An 18,268-nucleotide genomic window follows, 5' to 3' on the forward strand; every position below is an offset into this window, starting at 1 on the left:
TGCAGTTGGTCGAGGAACCACAACCGGGACTGGGCAAACGACAACGGAACCACCGCCGGCCGCTCACCCGCCACCACCCGAGCAAGCGTGCGGCCACCACCGCGCACCCGAGGCGCCAACTGCGCAACCGTAGGCGCCTCAAACAACGTACGCACCGAAACCCCAGCACCCAACACACCATTGACCGCCGCGATCAACCGCATCGCCGACAGCGAATCACCCCCCAAATCAAAAAACGAATCCTCAACCCCAACCCGCCCCACCCCCAACACCTGACCAAAAACCCCCGCCAAAACCTCCTCAACCACCCCCACCGGCGCCCGAAAACCCCCACCCCCCAACACCGGCGCCGGCAACGCCCCCACATCCACCTTCCCGCCCACCGTCAACGGCAACACATCAAGCACCACCACCGCCGACGGCACCATAAAAGAAGGGAGCCGCTGACCCAACCGGGCCCGAATCTCGACCGGGTCAGCGGCTCCGGTCACATAGCCGACAAGCCGCCGCTCACCGACCCCATCCTCACGAGCAAGCACCACCGCCTGCTCCACACCCTCAACCCCCAACAACGCCGCACGAACCTCACCGCACCTTCACCTGCTCATCAACCCGCCCCACAAACTCCAACCCCCCACCCACACCCCACCGCACCAAATCCCCCGTCCGATACATCCGCACCCCCACCCCACCAAACGGACACGCCACAAAGCGCGATGCCGTCAACCCCCCACGCCCCCAATACCCCACTCCCACACCCACACCCGCCACGTACAACTCCCCGACCACACCCACCGGCACCGGACACAACCAGCCGTCCAACACAAAGAAGGCCGCCCCGCGCACAGGCCAGCCGATGGGCGGCACGCCGGATCCCGCGGTCAGCGGCGCGCTGTGGGAGGCCCACATGGTGGTTTCGGTGGGGCCGTAGACGTTGACCATCACCCGGTCCGGCGCCCACCGATCCACCAGCTCGGCCGGGCACGGCTCGGCGCCGACCACCAGCGCCACCGAGTCCAGCCCGTGCGGCGACAGGGTCGAGACCGCCGACGGGGTCTGCGTCAGCACGGTGACGCCCTCGTCGACCAGCAGCGCGTGCAACTCGTCGGGAGCTTGGGTCACCGCGTCGGGCACCACCACCAGGCGGCCGCCGTGCAGCAGCGCACCCCAGATCTCCCACACCGAGAAATCGAAAGCGTAGGAATGGAATTGGGTCCACACCTGCTGCGCCGACAACTCGATGCCGATGCGCAGGTCGTCGAACAACTGCGCAACGTTATGGTGAGTCACCGCAACACCTTTCGGCACGCCGGTGGTGCCCGAGGTGTAGATGAGGTGGGCCAGGTCGTCCGGGGCCGGCGTCGGCGGTGCCGTGCCGGGTTGGCCGGCCAGCGCCGGATCGTCGACGTCGATGACCGGCAGCTCGAACCCGTCCAACGTGCCGGCCAGCGCCGCGGTGCCGACCGCGGCGATCGGGGCGGCGTCGGCCAGCATGAACTCGATGCGGGCCGCCGGCAGTGCCGGGTCGATCGGCAGGTACGCCGCACCGGATTTCAGCACCGCCAAAATCGCCACGATCGCCTCAGCCGAGCGCGAAAACACCAGGGCCACAAGCTCGCCCGGGCCGGCGCCACGATCGATCAACGCGTGCGCCAGCCGGTTGGCCGCCAGGTCGAGCTCGCGGTACGTCATCGACCGGCCCCGGCACGTCAGCGCCACCGCGTCCGGTGTGCGGGCCACCTGCGCCGCGAACAGGTCCACCACCGACACCGGTGCCAGCGGCTCGGACAGCGCGGCGCGGCGGCCGAACAGATCGAGTCGGTCGCGCCCGCTCTGGTCGAGCAGCTGCAGCGACCGCAACGGCCGGGTGGGATCGGCGGTCATCGCCGTCAGCACCCCTTGCAGCCGGTCGGCCAACTCGGCAGCGCCCAGCCCCGACCACGGTGCCCAGCTACCCGCCGTGCTGAAGAACAGCTCGTCGCCGTCGCTGGAGAAGATCAACCCGAACCCGTCGGCCTGGCCGGAGTTGGTGTACGACGCCGACGCGGTGACGCCGCCGAACGGCAGGGTGAATGCCGACGGGATGAAGTTGACGCTCACCCGTTCGGGCGGCCGGGCCAAGCCGCGGACCTTGCGCTCCAGCGCGTGCACCGGGAATCGCTGGTGCTGGATCGCCTCGTCGATGCGGGTCTCGACGTGCCGGCAGAAGGCGGCGACCGTGCACTGCGGCGCCAGGCTCAACACCAGCGGCACCACCCCGGCGACCATCCCGGGCAGCGTCTTGAGCTCCGGGCGCACCCGCCGGCTGACCGGGAAGTCGAGCACGACGCCGGAGCCGTCGCCGTCCCAGGCCCGCACCAGCAGGGCGCAGGCCGCGGTGATGACCGAGGTCTGCGAGACGCCCCAGACCTCCGACAGCCGGCGCACCCGGCGCACGACGTCGGCGTCCAGCGGCACCGGCGCCGACGGCCACGGGTCACGCTGCGCCGGGGCGGCCGGCAGCCGGGTGGTTTCGGGCGGAAGGTTCGCCAGCCAGTAGGCCTCGTCGTCGCGGTAGTCGGCCGAGGATTCGTAGTGCGACTCGCACTCGACCAGCTCCCGCAGCGAGCCGAAGACGGCCGTCGGGATGGGTCCGGCGGCGACGATCGCGGAGTAGATGGAGGCGATGCGGTGACCGACCAGCCCGACGCCGGTGCCGTCGATGACGATGTGGTGGCAGCAGGCGAACAAGTAGAACTGGTCCCGCCGGGTCGCAAAGAGGGCGAACCGGAACAACGGCCCGGACAGCGGCATCGGCGTGCGCTGGATCGCCAGCGCCCGGCGGCGGGCCTCGGCCACCGGGTCGTCCAGGCCGCTCAGGTCGTCGAAGGTCAGCTCGACGTCCGGATGCTCGATCGCCCGCTGGTAGACCGCGCCGTCCACCTCGAAGAACGCGACACGGGCGGGTTCAGCCTCCTGCACCGCCTGCCGGATCGCCCAGTGCAACGCGTCGCGCTCGACGCGGCCGTCGATGCGCACGAACAGGCCGAGCTGCCACTCGGTGCTGGAGTGACCCGTTGCCTGCGCAAGCCAGATGTCTAGCTGTCCGCGCGTAAGCGGAAGTGCTTGAGCATCAAGCTCCATCCATCTCCCCAACCACAGGGTCTGCCTTTCAACCCCCCGGTTGATGAAGCCGCTCGAGCAAGTGTTCTCTACCCGGTGCGGCCCCGGCGCGCGGCGCGATCCGCTCTGCCGTGCTCCACCCGGCGACCGGCTGGAGCGCCGGCAAAGACGGACCGCAACCGTGGCTGCCCTCGTGGTGGACCGAGGCGGCGAAGCCGGCGGCTGTCGCCACCGAATGCTTGGCGCTCACCGACTCCCAAGGCCTCGTAGTCAACACGAGTGCAACAGTTGGGAAGGCTAGTAGACGACAACCCCGCTGGTCCAGAGTTATTCAAACTTAATGTCCTGTGAATTGGCCAACTCAGTAGATTCGCCACCAGTATTTAGGTCGTATACGTACTTCAGGTACTGCCGAAACGCGTTCCAATGCCATACAGTATGGATTGGTGATGGGGGTATGCGGCCGCGGACCGGGCATCGGGCGTTATTGCCCCGTGATAGGCAGGGGGGTCTCCGTGCAAGGCGACGGGACACGCGCATGCTCCGGCGACGGCGCAGTCCGCGGGGACCAGGCCGTCGCCGGAGTTCTCGGAGGGTTAGAGCAAACCGAGCAGTTGCAGGTCGGTGACGTACTTGACGATCACCGGCGCGCTGATGTGCGGGATGTCATTGTCGGAGCCGACTTTGGCTTCCTGCACCGCGGCCCGGAACCGGTCGGTCGGCGCGAAGGCGCCGCGGGCCGGCTCGGCGAGCTGCAGGTTCTTCGGGTCGCGCAGCAGCAACAGCAACATCTGCAGCACCGAGTTCTGCCGCTGCCGTTCCGGCAGCCCGCGCAGACCGGTTTCGAAGCGTTGCAGCCACTCGCCGAAGTCGTCGACCCGCTCGATCGGGTAGCCCGCCTCGATCAGCCAGTCGACGTACTCGTCGAGCCCGATCCCGTCGTCGTGCGGGTTCATCACGTGGTAGGTCTCGAACCCGTCCATCACCTGGGCGCCGAGCTTGGCGATCGCCTCGGCGACGAACTCGACGGGCAGGGCGTCGAAGTGCGAGCGCTGCCGGTTGCCGTCGGCGTCGAGCCGGTAGAACGACTTGGGCGCGGTGCCGGTGGCCACGATGCTCAGGATCATCCGGGTGAAGATGTCCGTCACGTTGAGCTGGCCGGCGTAGCTGGTGTCGGCCAGGATCATGTCGGAGCGGAACACCGAGACCGGCAGCCCGCACAGGTCGTGGGCCTCGCGCAGCAACACCTCGCCGGCCCACTTGCTGTTGCCGTACCCGTTGGCGTAGCTGCCGTCGATGACGCGGGTGGCGCTGATGACCCGGATGTCGGCGTCCTCGGTGAACGCCGACGGCTCGATCTGGCGTCCCACGTCCGACGTCGACACGTACGCGAACGGCTTCTTCCTCGTGGTCAGCGCCAGCCGGATCAGCTCGGCCGTGCCGCCCACGTTGGGGGTGAACAGCTCGCTGTAGGGCAGCACGCCGTTGACCACGGCCGCGGAGTCGACGATCAGGTCGACGGTGTCGGCCAGCTGCTGCCAGGTCTGCTCGTCCAGACCGAGGTTGGCCTGGCCCTTGTCGCCGGCCACCACCTGCAGGTGTTCCTCGGCCAGTTCCTGGAAGTGCCGCAACAGCTCCGGGTCGCCGGTGTTGAAGGTCTTCTCCAGCCGGCCCCAGGCCTCCTCGTCGGAGCGGGCCCGCACCAGGCAGATCAGCTTGCCGTCGACCTGCTCCAGCTGCTCGAGCCATTCCAGCACCAGGTAGCGGCCCAAAAAGCCGGTCGCCCCGGTCAGCAGGACGGTACGCACCTCGGGGCTGGGACCGGGCAGCGTCGGCGCGGTCGACAGCGTCGTCGCGTCGAGGAACTTGTCCAGGGTCAGGTCCCGGGCGTACACCTCCTTGGCGTCGGCGCCGTGCACCGCCGCGAAGCCGGGGCCCGCGGCGTTCTCGGCGTCGGCGCCGCTGGTGATCCGCTGGCTCAGCGCCCGCACCGACTGCGAGTCGAACAGGGTGCGCACCGACAGCGCGCCGTCGACGGCGGTGTTGATCTCGGCGATCACCCGCATCGCGGACAGCGAGTCGCCGCCCAGCTCGAAGAAGGAGTCGTCGATCGAGACCCGCTCCATCCCGAGCACCCGGGCGAAGATGCCGGCCACGGTCTCCTCGGTCGGATTCGTCGGGGCGATGTATTCGCCGCCCCGCTTCCGGTACTCGGGGGCGGGCAGGGCGCGCTTGTCCAGCTTGCCGTTGACGGTCAGCGGCAGCGCGTCCAGCACCACCACCGCCGCCGGCACCATGTAGGCGGGCAGCCGCTCGGCCAACTGGATGCGGATGCCGACCGGGTCGGCGGTGCCGGTGATGTAGCCGACGAGGCGCTTGTCGCCGGGCCGGTCCTCGCGGGCGATCACCGCCGCCTGCTCCACGCCGTCCAGGCCGGCCAGCGCCGCCTGCACCTCGCCGAGCTCGATGCGGTAGCCGCGCAGCTTGACCTGTTCGTCGGCGCGGCCCAGGTATTCGAGCTGACCGTCCTGGTTCCACCGGACCAGGTCGCCGGTGCGGTACATCCGCGCGCCGGGGCCGCCGAAGGGGCAGGCCACGAACCGCGACGCCGTCAAGCCCGATCGGCGCGCGTACCCGGTGGCCACGCCGTGACCGGCGATGTACAGCTCGCCGACCACACCCGGGGGTGCCGGGCGCAGCCACCGGTCCAGCACGAACAGCGCGGCGCGCGGCACCGGCGACCCGATCGGCGCCGACCCGGTGCCGGGCTGCAGCGGCGTGCTCATCGCGGCGTACACCGTCGCCTCGGTCGGGCCGTAGGCGTTGATCATCACCCGGCCCGGCGCCCACCGGTCCACGATCTCGACCGGGCAGGCCTCACCGGCGACGACCAGCGCCGTCGAGTCCAGGCCCTCCGGCGAGAGCATGCCCACCGCCGACGGGGTCTGGCTGAGCACGGTGACGCCCTCGGCGACCAACAGGTCGTGCAACTCGTCCGGGGAGGCGGCGACCGACTCGGGCACCACCACCAGGCGCCCGCCGTGCAGCAGCGCACCCCAGATCTCGTGCACCGACACGTCGAACACCAGCGAGTGCCACTGCGCCCACACCCCGCCCTCGGGCAGGTCGGCGTGCAGCGACTCCACCAGCTGGGCGACGTTGTCGTGGCTGACCGCCACCCCCTTGGGCACGCCGGTGGTGCCCGAGGTGTAGATCAGGTAGGCAATGTTGTCCGACGACGGGACGGGCAGCGCGGCGCTGGGCTGGCCGTCCAGCGCGGGGTCGTCGACGTCGACGACCGACGGCTTGCAGCCGTCCAGCCGCGACCGCAGCGCGGCCGTGGTGACCACGGCGACCGGCTCGGCGTCGCCGAGCAGGAACTCGATGCGCGCGGCGGGCAGCGCCGGGTCGATCGGCAGGTACGCCGCCCCGGTCTTGAGCACCGCCAGGATGGACACGATCGCCTCGGCCGAGCGGGAGAACAGCAGCGCCACGCACTCGCCCGGGCCGGCGCCCTCCTCGATCAGCAAGTGCGCCAACCGGTTTGACGCCTCGTCGAGTTCCCGATAGCTCATCGAGCGACCCTGGAAGGTCAGCGCCGCCGCGTCCGGGGTGCGGGCCACCTGCGCGGCGAACAGCGCCGGGATCGAGGTGCCGGTGGCCGGCTGGCTCAGCACCGGCCGGTTGCCCCACGCGTCGAGCAGCTCGTGCTCGGCCTCGTCCATCACCTCCAGCGATGTCAGCCGTCGAGTCGGGTCGGCCGTCATCTCCGACAGCACCCGCTGGAACCGCTCGGTCAGCTTCTCGATGCCGGCCGCGTCGAACACGTCGGTGTCGAATTCGACGCGCAGGCCGAGCTCGCGACCCGGCAGCGCCATCACCGACAGCGGGTAGTGGTTGTACTCGCGGTTGGTGACATCGGTGATGGCCAACTCGTGGAATCCCAGCGGCACGCTGGTGTCGATCGGATAGTTCTCGTACAGAAACAGGGTGTCGAACAGCGCGTCGTGCCCGGTCACCCGGTGGATCTCGCTGAGCGCCAGGTGCTCGTGTTCCAGGGTGTCGTTGTGGTGCTGCTGCAGCTGGTCCAGCAGGTCGGCGACGGTGGTTTCGGCGTGGGTGTTGGCCCGCACCGGCACGGTGTTGATCAGCAGGCCCACCATGGACTCGGCGCCGGCCAGGTCGGCCGGCCGGCCCGACACCGCGGTGCCGAACGCCACGTCATGCTGACCGGTCAGTCGCATCAGCAGCTGCGCCCAGCCGGCCTGCAGCACCGTGTTGACGGTGGTGTGGCAGGCGCGGGCCAGCTCGCCCAGCGCGCGGGTGGTCTCGGCGGACAGCCGGTAGGACTCCACGGCGCGCCGGCCGAGCCGCATCCGGCCGGCCGGGCCCACCAGGGTGGGCGTGTCGAATCCGTCCAGCACCTGACGCCAGGCCGCCTGCGCCGCGCTGCGGTCCTGGCCGGCCAGCCAGGTCAGGTAGCTGCGGTAGGTGGCGGGCGCGGGCAGCTGGTCGCCGTAGTAGATGGCCAGGATCTCGCGCAGCAGGATGGGCAGCGACCAGCCGTCCATCACGATGTGGTGGTTGGTCAGCACGAACCGGTGCCGGTTGTCCGCGGTGCGGATCAGCGCGGCCCGGAACGCCGGCCGGTTGGCCAGGTCGCTGACGGCGGCGCGTTCGGCGGCGCACAGCTCCTCCACCTTTTGTTCCGGGTCGACGTCTTCGGGGCCCAGCTGGATGTACCGCCAGGCCATCACCGGGTCGGCCGGGACGACCTGCACGGGTTCGCCGTACTGCGGGCAGAACCGGGCGGCCAGGTTGGGGTGGCGGTTGACGACGGTGTGCACGGCGTCGTGCAGGCGGTGCGAATCCAGGGCGCCGGTCACCGTGATGCCCAGCTGCACCGCGTAGACGTCGTCGCCCGGGTCCTGGGCGAAGCTGGCGTGGAAGAGCAGACCCTGCTGCAGCGGGGTCAGCGGCAGGATGTCGGCGATCTGGTGCTGCTTGCTCAGCTCGTCGATCTGGCGCTGGTTCAGCCGCGCGGGCAGGATGTCGGACGGGGTCAGCCCGCCGCCGCCGGCCCGCACGTGCGCGCAGATCCCGGCCAGCGCCTCGAACCACAGCTGGCTCAACCGGCTGATCTGGTCGCGGTCCACCGCCGAGGGCGCCCACGTCCAGTTGGCGTGCAGGTGCGGGCCGTCCTCGGTGTCCATGGTGCCGGCGTTGAGGTCCACGGTGTGCATCAGCGGCATCGCCACCGCGGCGGCCGCGCCGCTCAGCGACAGGCTGTCCGGGCTCAGCCGCCACAGCTCGCCGGGCAGGTCCGCGGCCGCGCCCAGCCGGCCCAGGTAGTTGAACCCGATGACCGGGTCGGACCCGCCGAGGTCGACGTCCGGGTTGAGGTAGCGCAGCAGCCCGTAGGTCAGGCCGTCGGGCAGGGCGCGCAGCTGCTCCTTGGCGGCCTTGACCGCCGCGCCCAGCGCGTCGTCGCCGGCCACCACGCTGGCCCAGTCCAGGCCGTCGATCGCCAGCGCCACCGGGTATTTGGTGGTGAACCAACCCACGGTGCGCGACAGGTCCACGTGCGGGCCCAGCTCCTCGTGGCGCCCGTGGCCCTCGACGTCGATGCCGATCGGGGTGCCGGCGCCGACGACCTGCGTCCAGGCCATCGCGAAGGCGATCAGCAGGATGTCCTGCACGCCGGCGTGGAACGCGGCGGGCACCTCGCCCAGCAGCAGCCGGGTGGTGTCGACGTCCAGCGAGACCGACAGCTGCTCGGCGCTCTGGTAGGTGTCCACCTCGGGCTGTACCGCCGGCAGCACGGCCGGGGTGGCCACCACCTCGCGCCAGGCGTCGGCCTGCTCGACCACCGCCGGGGTCAGCGCGTGTTCGGCCAGCAGCGACGACCACCGGGCGAACGAGGTGCCGCCGGCCGGCAGTGCCACCGGCTGGCCGCTGTGGTGTTGCGCCCAGGCGATGTTGAGGTCCTCGATCAGGGTCCGCCAGGACACCCCGTCGACGGCCACGTGGTGGATGATCAACGCCAATTGGCTTGTCTCACTTGCCCATACCGCGCTCACCATGACGCCGGCGCCCGGGTTCAGCCGGGACCGTGCCGCGACGAGCACCGCGTCGGACAGGGTGTCGACCGACTGCAGGCAGTCGGCGGCGCGCACCGAGCCCGGCTCGGGCGCCTGCAGGTTCCAGCCGCCGGCGCCGTCGTCCTCGACCCGCAGCCGCAGCATCGGGTGGCGGTCCAGCAGCGCCTGCAGCACCACCGCGACGTCGTCGGCGGTGACGCCCGACGGCGCGGCCAGCACCATGGTCTGGTTGAAGTCGTCGATCGGGCCCTGCACGGTTTGCAGCCAGCGCATGATCGGGGTGGCCTGCACCGGCCCGATGCCCTCGTCGACCACCTGCTCCTCGTCGGCGCCGTCGCTGGCCACCCGGGCCAGCCGGGCCACCGTCTGCTCGACGAACACGTCGCGCGGCCGGCAGATCACCCCCGCCGCCCGGGCGCGGGCGACCACCTGCATGGACAGGATGCTGTCGCCGCCCAGGTCGAAGAAGGAGTCGTCGACACCGACCCGCTCCACGCCGAGGACCTGGGCGTAGATGTCGGCCAGGATCTCCTCGGTGTGGTTGGACGGGGCGCGGTACTGGCCGGCGCGCTTGTGGTATTCCGGCGCGGGCAGGGCGCGCTTGTCCAGCTTGCCGTTGACGGTCAACGGCAGCGACTCGAGCACCACCACCGCGGCCGGGACCATGTAGGCGGGCAGCCGCTTGCCCAGCTGGGTGCGCAGCTCGGCCGGGTCGGCGGTGCCGGTGATGTAGCCGACCAGGCGCTTGTCGCCGGGGCGGTCCTCGCGGGCGATGACAGCGGCCTGGTCCACGCCGTCGAGCGCGGCCAGGGCGGACTGGATCTCGCCGAGTTCGATGCGGTAGCCGCGGATCTTGACCTGTTCGTCGGCGCGGCCGAGGTATTGCAGTTGCCCGTCGGCGCCCCACCGGACCAGGTCACCGGTGCGGTACATCCGCGCGCCCGGCCCGCCGAACGGGCAGGCCACGAACCGCGAGGCGGTCAGGCCCGCCCGGCGTGCGTATCCGGTGGCGACGCCGCGGCCGGCGATGTACAGCTCGCCGACCACGCCCTCGGGCGCGGGCCGCAACCACTTGTCGAGCACGAACAGCGCCGCGCCGGGAACCGGCGAGCCGATCGGCGGGGCGCCGGACTCCGCGGTCAGCGGGGCGCTCATCGCGGCGTACACGGTGGCCTCGGTCGGGCCGTAGGCGTTGATCATCACCCGGCCCGGCGCCCACCGGTCGACCACCTCGGCCGGGCAGGCCTCACCGGCGACGACCAGCGCCGTCGAGTCCAGGCCCTCCGGCGAGAGCATGCCCACCGCCGACGGGGTCTGGCTGAGCACGGTGACGCCCTCGGCCACCAGCAGGTCGTGCAGGTCATCGGGCGAACCGGCCACCGATTCGGGCACCACCACCAGGCGCCCGCCGTGCAGCAGCGCACCCCAGGTCTCCCACACCGAGACGTCGAAGACCAGCGAGTGCCACTGCGACCACACCTGTCCCGGGCCCGACGGCAGCTTGGGGTGCAGGGTCTTCAGGAACTCGGTCACGTTGCGGTGGGTGACCGCCACGCCCTTGGGGGTGCCGGTGGTGCCCGAGGTGTAGATCATGTAGGCGATGTCGTCGGGCGACGGCCCGGGCAGCGCGCTGCTGGGCTGGGTGCGCTCGATCTCCGCGGCGGCCTCGTCGACGTCGATCACCGGCAGGTCGAAGCCCTCCAGCCGGTCGCGCAGGCCGGCGGTGGTGACGGCGGCGATCGGGGTGGCGTCGCCGAGCATGAATTCCATCCGCGCCGCGGGCAGCGCCGGGTCGATCGGCAGGTAGGCCGCGCCGGTCTTGAGCACCGCCAGGATCGACACGATCGCCTCGTCGGACCGGGAGAACAGCAAAGCCACGCACTCGCCGGGGGCCGCGCCCTGCTCGGCCAGCAGGTGCGCCAGCCGGTTCGACGCCTCGTCGAGCTCGCGGTACGTCATCGAGCGACCCTCGAAGGACAGCGCCACGGCCTCCGCGGAGCGCGCCACCTGGGCCGCGAACATCCCCGGGATCGACGCCGGAGCCTTGACCGGCTTGGTCAGGATCGCCCGGTTACCCCACTCGTCCAGCCGGTCGTGCTCGCCGCCATCCAGCAGATCGATCGACAACAATCGCCGTCCCGCACCGACGGTCATGACTGTTCCTCCAAGTCCACGGTCATGGCTTCCAGCACGCGCCGGAATCGTTCGATCAGCTTTTCGATCCTTGCCTCGCCGAACACGTCGGTATCGAACTCGACGCGAAGACCGATCTCATGGCCCGGCACGGCTTGCACCGAAAGTGGATAGTGGTTGTATTCCCGGTTCGTAAATCCAGTAATAGTTAACTCGTCCACAGCCGATAGCGCGGCAGTATCGATGGGATAGTTCTCGTACACGAACATTGTGTCGAAAATCTGGTCGTGCCCCGTTACACGATGGATATCGTTCAGCGCCAGGTGCTGATGCTCCAGCGTGTGGGTGTAAGCCCGTTGTAGCTGGTCAAGCAGGTCGGCGATGGTGGTTTCGGCGCCGATCGTGGCGCGCACCGGCACGGTGTTGATCAGCAGGCCCACCATCGACTCGGATCCGGCCAATTCGGTCGGACGGCCCGACACCGCGGTGCCGAACACCACGTCGTGCTGCCCGGTCAGCCACATCAGCAGCTGCGCCCAGGCCGCCTGCAGCACCGTGCTCACGGTGGTGCGGCAGGAGCGGGCCAGCTCGCCGAGCAGCCTGCTGGTGTCGGCGGGAACGTGGAACTCGGCCACGCCGCGCGGCCCGAGGGCCATCCGGCCCGACGGGCCCACCAGGGTGGGGGTGTCGAAACCGGCCAGCACCTCGCGCCAGGCCGCCTGCGCCGCGGCCCGGTCCTGCGCCGACAGCCAGGTGATGAAGTTGCGGTAAGGCACCGGCGCGGGCAGCCGCACCCCGAAATAGGCGGCGAAGATCTCTTGCAGCAGCAGCGGCTTGGACCAGCCGTCCAGCACGATGTGGTGGTTGGTGAGCACGAACCGGTAGGCGTCCTCCGCGGTGCGGATCAGCGCGCCCCGGAACGGCGGCTGGGCCAGGTCGCCGACGGCGACGCGTTCGGCCGACGACAGCCGCTCCACCTGCTCGTCGAGGTCGGCGCCGGCGTCCAGCTCGACGTACTGCCAGGCCAGCTCGGGCTCGGCGGACAGAATCTGAACCGGCTCGCCGAAGTCCTCGCTGAAGTGGGCCACCACGTTGGGGTGCCGGGTGATGACGGTCCGCACCGCCTCGCGCAGCCGGTCGGGGTCGACGGCGCCGGTCACGGAGATGTCCAGCTGGACGGCGTAGAGGTCTTCGGATTCCTGGCTGCCCTGCGCGGTGCCGGCGTGGAACAGCAGCCCCTGTTGCAGCGGGGTCAGCGGCAACACGTCGGCGACCCGGTACCGCTGAGCCAGCTCGTCGAGGTCCCGCTGGGTCAGCCGGGCGGCGGCGACGTCCGAGGGCGTCAGCCCGCCGCCGCCGGCCCGCACGTGCGTGCAGATGCCGGCCAGGGCGTCGAACCACAGCTCGGAAAGCCGGCCGATCTGCTTGTCGTCCAGCGCGGAGCGGGCCCACGTCCAGTTGGCCTGCAGGTGCGGGCCGTCCTCGGTGTCCATGGTGCCGGCGTTGAGCTCCACGGTGTGCGGCAGCGGCAGCTCCACCGCCCCGGCCGCGCCGGCCAGCGCGAAGCTGTCCGGGCTCAGCCGCCACAGCTCGGGTGAGAGCTCGGCGGCCCCGCCGCCGAGCCGGCCCAGGTAGTTGAACGCGATCGCCGGATCCGAAACATCCAGCCCCGCTTGGGGATTCAGGTAGCGCAGCAACCCGTAGGTCAGGCCGTCGGGCAGGGCCCGCAGTTGCTCCTTGGCCTCCTTGACCACCGCGCCCAACGCCTCGTCGCCGCCGACCACCTGACCCCAGGACAGCCCGCCGAGGCGCAGCGCCACCGGGTACTTGGCCGTGAACCAGCCCACCGTACGGGACAGGTCGACCTGCGGGCCCAGCTCCTCGCTGCGGCCGTGGCCCTCCACGTCGATGCCGATCGGCGCGCCGGTGCCGATGAACTGTGTCCAGGCCAGCCCGAACGCGATCAGCAGAATGTCTTGTACCCCGGCGTGAAACGCCGCGGGCACCTCGCCCAGCAGCAGCCGGGTGGTCTCCACGTCCAGCGACGCCGACAACTGCCCGGCCGTCGCGTAGGTGTCCCCTGGTTGCGCCGCGGGCAGCACCGCCGGGACGGCGGCCACCTGCCGCCAGTCCTCGGCGCGCTCGACCACCTCGGGCCGGCGGGCGTGGTCCTCGAGCAGCGCCGACCAGCGGGCGAACGACGTGCCGCCGGTCGGCAGGGCCACCGGCTGGCCGCTGTGGTGTTGCGCCCAGGCGATGTTGAGGTCCTCGATCAGGGTCCGCCAGGACACCCCGTCGACCGCCAGGTGGTGGATGATCAACGCCAATTGGCTTGTCTCGCTTGCCCATACGGCGCGCACCAGGATGCCGTCGGCGAGGTTCAGCCGCGACCGGGCGTCAACCAGCGCCGCCGCCGACAACGCGTCCACGGTCTCCAGGCAGTCGGCGGCCTGCACCGAGCCGACCTCGGGCACCTCCAGCGACCAGCCGCCGGCGCCGTCGTCCTCGACCCGCAGCCGCAGCATCGCGTGCCGGTCCAGCAGCGCCTGCAGCACCGCGGCCACGTCGTCGGGGGTGACGCCGGCGGGGGCGGCCAGCACCATCGTCTGGTTGAACTGCTCGACCGGGCCGTCCATGTTCTGCAGCCAGCGCATGATCGGGGTGGCCACCACCCGGCCGGTGCCCTCGTCGACGACGTCGTCGTCGCCGGTGGCGACGGTGGCGACCCGGGCCAGCCGGGCCACTGTCTGCTCGGTGAAGACGTCGCGGGGCCGGCAGATCACGCCGGCGGCCCGGGCGCGGGCCACCACCTGCATGGACAGGATGCTGTCGCCGCCCAGGTCGAAGAACGAGTCGTCCACCCCGACCCGCTCCACGCCCAGCACCTGGGCATAGATGCCGGTCAGGATCTCCTCGATCGCGGTCACCGGGGCCCGGTACCGGTCGACGTCGGAGTATTCGGGCGCGGGCAGGGCCCGGGTGTCCAGCTTGCCGTTGACGGTCAGCGGCAGCGCGTCGAGCACCACCACCGCCGAGGGCACCATGTAGCCGGGCAGCCGCTCGCCCAGCTGCGCGCGGACCTCGGCCGGGTCGGCGGTGCCGGTGATGTAGCCGACCAGGCGCTTGTCGCCGGGCCGGTCCTCGCGGGCGATCACGGCGGCGTGCTCGACGCCGTCCAAACCGGCCAGGGCGGCCTGGATCTCCCCGAGCTCGATGCGGTAACCGCGGATCTTGACCTGCGCGTCGGCGCGGCCCATGTACTGCAGCTGCCCGTCGGGGCCCCAGCGCACCAGGTCGCCGGTGCGGTACATCCGCGCGCCGGGCCCGCCGAACGGGCACGCGACGAACCGGGTGGCGGACAGGCCGGGCCGCCCGACGTAGCCGGTGGCCAGGCCGCCACCGGCCACGTAGAGCTCGCCGACCACACCGACCGGGACCGGGCGCAACCACCCGTCCAACACAAAGAAGGCCAGATTGGCCAGCGGCACGCCGATCGGGCTGACGCTGCTATCCACATCGGCATCGACGATCTCCCGGAACGACGCATGCACCGTGGCGCAACCACCCGTCCAACACAAAGAAGGCCAGATTGGCCAGCGGCACGCCGATCGGGCTGACGCTGCTATCCACATCGGCATCGACGATCTCCCGGAACGACGCATGCACCGTCGTCTCGGTGATGCCATACATATTGATCATCCGCGGCAACCCCGGATGATGATGCAGCCACGTCGCCAACCGATGCGGTTCCAGCGCCTCACCGCCGAACACCACCGTCTGCAACTTCAACTGCTGACCCAACTCCGGGGCCAACGCATCAGCACTCTGCAACGCATAAAACGCCGACGGCGTCTGACTCAACACACTGACCTGCTCACGAACCAACAACGCGTGCAAGTCTTCGGCCGAGCGCACCACCGCGTCCGGCACCACGACCAGGCGGCCGCCGTAGAGCAGCGAGCCGAAGACCTCCCACACCGAGAAGTCAAACGCCAGGGAGTGACACTGCGTCCACACCTGGCCCAACCCCAGCTGAGCGTCGAGTGTCTCCAGCAGCAACGTCACGTTGCGGTGTGGGATGGCCACGCCCTTGGGGGTTCCGGTGGTGCCCGACGTGTAGATGATGTAGGCGATGTTGTCGGCGGCCGGGACGGGCAGGCCGGTGGCGGGCTGCTCGGCGACGGCGGGGTCGTCGAAATCGATGATCTGGCCGGTGAACCCGTCCAGCCGGTCGCGCACCTCCGCCGTGGTGACCGCGGCGACGGGTGCGGAGTCAGCGAGCACGAACTGCAGCCGGGCCGCCGGCACGCCGGGGTCGATCGGCACGTAGGCGGCGCCGGTCTTGAGCACCGCGAAGATCGCCACCACTGCCTCGGCCGAGCGCGGAATGACCACCGCCACCCGCTGACCGGGGCCCGCGCCCTGCCCGGAAAGCAAGTGCGCCAACCGATTTGCCGACTCCTCGACCTCGCGGTAGGTGAACGACCGCTCGCCGCAGGTGATCGCCACCGCGTCGGCGGCGCGGGCAACCTGCGCGGCGAACAGCGCCGGGATCGAGGCCTGCGCGGCGGGCCGGCGGGTCAGCACCGCCCGGTTGCCCCAGGCGTCGAGCCGCTCATGCTCGGCGGCGTCGAGCAGGTCGATCGCCGACAGCCGCTGCCCGGGATCGGTGGTCATGGCCGCCAGCACCTGGCGCAGCCGCTCGATCAGGGTTTCGATGCCGGCCTCGTCGAACACCTCGGTGTCGTACTCGACCCGCAGGCTCAGTTCGTGGCCCGGGGTGGCCACCACCGACAGCGGGTAGTGGTTGAATTCGCGGCTGCTGAACTCGGTGACGGCCAGCTCGTGCACGTCGAGCAGCGCGCTGGCGTCGATCGGGTAGTTCTCGTAGAGGAACAGGGTGTCGAACAGTTGGTCGTGCCCGGTGACGCGGTGAATTTCGTTGAGCGCCAAGTGTTCATGCTCGAGCGTGTCGGCGTGCGCGCGTTGCAGCTGCTCGAGCAGGTCGACGACCGTGGTCGCGGCGGCGATGTCGGCGCGCACCGGCACGGTGTTGATCAACAAGCCGACCATGGCGTCGGCGCCGGGCAGCTCGGTGGGCCGGCCGGAGACGGCGGTGCCGAAGGCGACGTCGTGCTGGCCGGTCAGCCAGGTGAGCAGCTGCGCCCAGGCGCCCTGCAGGACGGTGCTGACGGTGGTGCGGCTGGAGCGGGCCAGCTCGCCGAGCGCCTTGGTGGTGTCGGCCGAAACCGTATAGGTGGCAACGGCGCGCCGCCCGATCTTGCCCGGCGGGGCCACCAGGGTCGGGGTCTCGAACCCGGCCAGGGCCTCGCGCCACGCGTCCTGGGCGGCGGCCCGGTCCTGGGCGGACAGCCACATCAGGTAGCTGCGGTACGACGGCGGCGCGGGCAGCCGCTGGCCGTAGTAGCCGGCGAACACCTCTTGGAGAAGCACGGGCAGCGACCAGCCGTCGATCACGATGTGGTGGATGGTGAGCAGCAGCCGGTGCCGGTCGTCGGCGATGCGGATCAGCGCGGCCCGGAAGGCGGGCTGGCCGGCCAAATCGCACACGGCGGCGCGTTCGTCCGCGGACAGCTGCTCGAGCTGTCCGTCGATGTCGCCACCGTCGAGTTCGAGGTAGCGCCAAGCCATTTCGGGTTCGGCGGGAATGATCTGCACCGGCTCGCCGAATTCGTCGAAGAAGCGGGCGACCAGGTTGGGGTGGCGGTTGACCGCGTTCTGCACCGCGTCGCGCAGCCTGTGCGGGTCGAGGGTGCCGCTCACGGTGATGCCGAGCTGCACGGCGTAGAGGTCTTCGAGTTCCTGGGCGAAGCCGGTGTGGAACAGCAGCCCCTGCTGGACCGGGCTCAGCGGCAGCACGTCGGCGATCTGGTGCTGCTGGCAGAGTTCGTCGATCTGCTGCTGGTCGAGGCGGGCGGGCGCGATGTCGGACGGCGTCAGCCCGCCGCCGCCGGCCTGCACGTGCGCGCAGATGCCGGTCAGCGCCTCGAACCACAACCGGCTCAACCGGTTTAGCTGCTCGTCGGTGAGCACGGAGCGCGCCGGCGTCGGTGTCCATGGTGCCGGCGTTGAGTTCGACGGTGTGCGCCAACGGCATTGGCACGGCCGTTGCCACCGCGGCCGATGACAGGCTGTCGGCGCTGACCCGCCACATCTCCTCGGACAGGTCGGCGCCGGCACCCAGCCGGCCCAGGTAGTTGAATCCGATCACCGGATCCGGCCCCTGCACCTCGATCTCGGGGTTCAANTAGCGCAGCAACCCGTAGCTCAGGCCGTCGGGCAGCGCCCGCAACTGCTCCTTGGCATCCTTGATCACCGCGCCCAGCGCGGCCTCCCCCGCCACCACCCGCGCCCAATCCAGACGCCGGCCCATCCTCAGTGCCACAGGATATTTCGTGGTGAACCAGCCCACCGTACGAGACAGATCCACCCCCGAGGCGATCTCCTCGTGCCGCCCGTGACCCTCCACGTCGATACCGATCGGCGCGCCACCATCATCCTCAGTGCCACAGGATATTTCGTGGTGAACCAGCCCACCGTACGAGACAGATCCACCCCCGAGGCGATCTCCTCGTGCCGCCCGTGACCCTCCACGTCGATACCGATCGGCGCGCCACCACCCACGAACTCCGTGCAGGCCAACCCGAACGCAATCAACAAAATGTCNTGCACCCCAGCGTGAAACGCCGCCGGCACCTCCCCCAACAACAACCGGGTGGTCTNCACATCCAGCGACGCCGACAACTGCCCCGCCGACGCATACGTGTCATCGGGCCCCACCGCCGGCAACACCGCCGGCGTGGCCACCACCTGCTGCCACGCCGCCGCCGCAGCCACCACCGCCGGACTCTTGGCGTACTCGGCCAGAATCGACGACCACCGCGCAAACGACGTGCCCGGCACCGGCAACG

Annotated in this window: 1 protein-coding gene and 2 pseudogenes; all 3 read right to left on the minus strand. The window is 70.6% G+C overall.

Features of this window, described 5'->3' with window-relative positions; translation table 11 throughout:
* Window positions 1-3,123, minus strand: a pseudogene (locus H7I87_RS20080) (non-ribosomal peptide synthetase); the annotation flags it as partial.
* A gap of 575 nt (window positions 3,124-3,698) precedes the next feature.
* On the minus strand, window positions 3,699-11,357 hold the full coding sequence (locus tag H7I87_RS29040) for a non-ribosomal peptide synthetase (protein ID WP_033717266.1): 7,659 nt from the start codon (window positions 11,355-11,357) through the stop codon (window positions 3,699-3,701).
* Between the two features lie 14 nt (window positions 11,358-11,371).
* A pseudogene (locus H7I87_RS29045) lies at window positions 11,372-18,254 on the minus strand (condensation domain-containing protein); the annotation flags it as partial.
* Between the last annotated feature and the right edge of the window lie 14 nt (window positions 18,255-18,268).

It is taken from the genome of Mycobacterium timonense, from assembly GCF_025821985.1.
Lineage (GTDB): Bacteria > Actinomycetota > Actinomycetes > Mycobacteriales > Mycobacteriaceae > Mycobacterium > Mycobacterium avium.